Origin of the sequence: Pontibacter vulgaris (genome assembly GCF_022758145.1) — a bacterium.
GTDB classification, from domain to species: Bacteria; Bacteroidota; Bacteroidia; order Cytophagales; family Hymenobacteraceae; genus Pontibacter; species Pontibacter vulgaris.
On record NZ_JAJVDH010000022.1, the window covers coordinates 1 to 2,423 of the forward strand.

General features: G+C 44.3%; 4 protein-coding genes. 1 reads left to right on the forward strand and 3 read right to left on the reverse strand.

The window, feature by feature from the left end; all coding sequences use genetic code 11:
• Both LWP20_RS18080 and LWP20_RS18085 read right to left on the reverse strand, forming a co-directional pair.
• A partial coding sequence (locus LWP20_RS18080) for an efflux RND transporter permease subunit (protein ID WP_242929584.1) occupies positions 1-346 on the reverse strand: 346 nt, incomplete at its 3' end.
• A 164-nt stretch (positions 347-510) separates the two neighbouring features.
• Positions 511-750 carry a copper chaperone gene (locus tag LWP20_RS18085; RefSeq protein WP_242929585.1) on the reverse strand — a complete coding sequence of 80 codons (240 nt, stop codon included), beginning with the start codon at positions 748-750 and terminating at the stop codon, positions 511-513.
• 173 nt (positions 751-923) lie between these two features.
• Here LWP20_RS18085 and LWP20_RS18090 point away from each other — a divergent pair, with 173 nt between their 5' ends.
• Positions 924-1,985 carry a sialidase family protein gene (locus LWP20_RS18090; protein WP_242929586.1) on the forward strand — a complete coding sequence of 354 codons (1,062 nt, stop codon included), beginning with the start codon at positions 924-926 and terminating at the stop codon, positions 1,983-1,985.
• Between the two features lie 149 nt (positions 1,986-2,134).
• Here LWP20_RS18090 and LWP20_RS18095 read toward each other — a convergent pair.
• Positions 2,135-2,423: DUF305 domain-containing protein (locus tag LWP20_RS18095; protein ID WP_242929587.1), on the reverse strand; the 289-nt coding region annotated here is incomplete at its 5' end.

Genomic DNA, 2,423 nt, shown 5'->3' on the forward strand with positions numbered 1-2,423 from the left:
AATTGAGGCGCTCTAGCACACGAGTACGTGCCCAGTACACGTCCACCTCATCCAGAAATACCACGAAAATGAAGCTCATGCCGAACATGGAAGCGGCACGAATGGATTTGATCTTAGGAATCCCCTGCAGATTTGAGACCAACGGATAAGTGATTTGGTCTTCCATGATCTTGGGGTTCCGCCCCATATACTCCGTATAGATGATCACCTGGTTTTCAGATAGGTCGGGCAAGGCGTCCACAGGGGTCTCTTTAATGGAATAAAACCCGCCTACCACCACCAGTATAATGCCGAGCAATACAAAGAAGCGGTTGCGAATGGACCAGGAAACAATTTTTTCAATCATGCCGTGCCGCGTATAAAACCTGAACTATAGTAATATACGGAGCTTATCTTTTAATAAACAATGACAATGGTCATTAATTAAAAGAAGGGCGCATGGGTGACACTCCGGCACAATTTACTGAAAGGCTGTGTCCGAAAAATTTCTGATGGCTAATGTTAGCGGTTTTACAAGTCCTTGCCACTGATGCCTATAACCCGGATGATTTCAGCTTTGAATCCTGCTTGTTGCACCACATTTTCAATCTTTTGGGAATCAAGGTCTGTACCGGAGACACTTAAAATATTTTCTGTGCTTCCAGTATCTAGCTTCCACCTGCTGATACTTTCTTCTTTATCCAGGTAAGGCGCTACCCTGGATAAAGCTTCCTCATTCTCTACGTTGGTTTTGAACTTTATTATTTCCATAGGAATATATGTTTTTGCTTAAAATGAACGCGGATGGTTACACCAGGTTGTGCAACGGCTACGCTTTAAGGCCTGTATGTATTCATCAGGCATGTTCGCTTACCTGCCTTCAAGCGGGATCTTTCCGAGAATTCTCTTATCTTACAGTATACTTTGTCTTATACTTGTAAAGAATGAGGGCACCATTACAGCTTCTAACGTTTGTCTTGTTTCTTATTTTAAATGCCTCCTGTAGCAAAACAGAAAAAGAAACGACAAACACCCTGCTCCTGGCAGGTCGTCAGCCACAGATCGCAGTAGATACAAAAGGGGATACCAGGGTAGTGTATGGCTTGGAAAACAGAATTTATTGTGTCACGTCCAGGGATAACGGACAAACCTTCTCAGAACCTGTACTGGTGGGGCAGCTGAAGGGCTTGTATTTGGGCATGTCCATGGGGCCTCAGATTGCCAGCTCCATGAATTACTCGGTGGTAACTGCCATAGATAAGCAGGGTAATATCCATACCTACAGACTGGACCATGATATAAATAAGTGGATAAAGGCAGCTGGTGTAAATGACATACCGGGCTCAGTGCCAGAAGGCCTGATGAGTATCGCCTCCGATGAACAAGACACCTTTTATGCTGTGTGGCTGGATGTAAGAAACACCAAACAAAACAAGATTGTGTTTGCCTCCACTACAGGAAACGCCGCCGCATGGTCAGAAAACAAGATAGTATACGTATCGCCAGACAGCACCGTGTGCGAATGCTGTAAGCCAAGTATAGTCGTGGAAGGCAAGCAGGTAATCCTGATGTTCAGAAACTGGGTAGATGGCTCCCGGGATTTTTACCTGACCAAATCAACTGACAACGGGCAACACTTTTCTCAGCCACAGAAACTAGGGAATGGCACCTGGAAACTGGAAGGATGTCCCATGGACGGCGGGGGCATTCTACTGGATAGTAAGAATGCGATTCACACTTCCTGGCAACGGGAAGGTAATGTCTTCTATGCAAAGCCTGGCCAACAGGAAGTGCAAGTTGGCAGAGGCCGGAACTGCCGCATCAGCGGCAAAACAAATCCGGTTATTGCCTGGAAAGATGGTTCAGATCTGAAACTAAAATTCCTGAATGCAGATACGGAAACTGTGGTAGGGAAAGGCAGCTATATTGAAACTGCTGAAATGCCGGATAAAAAAACGCTTTGTGTCTGGGAAGATGAAAACAAGATCCATTTCAGGAAAATATAGCAGTAAAAACTTAACAGGTCTAAACTATTCTTTGGTAGTGAAATAGTCCACCTTATTATCAAACGAAGCTGCCCCTCAGTAAAGAGGCAGCTTCGTTTTTATACATGCATCACCAAGACTAAGATCCGGCCATAGATACAGTATAAGATTTACCTCATTCTGGTTAGGATTGCCTTCATTTCTGCTATTTCTTTTTCCTGAGATTCTATGATCTGCTCCGTTAGCCTCTTCACTTCAGGGTCTTTTATGTTTGCTTCCTGACTTACCAGAATGGCTGAGGAGTGATGCGGGATCATGGATTTTAGAAACTGTTTATCATCCACGAAGGCCTGTTCCCTTAGCATGAACAGTGAGCCGGCAAAAGCTACTACACCAACAGCTACAATGATACTGTTCAGCTTCTTATTTGTATACATTCCCGACATAAACCCTAACATA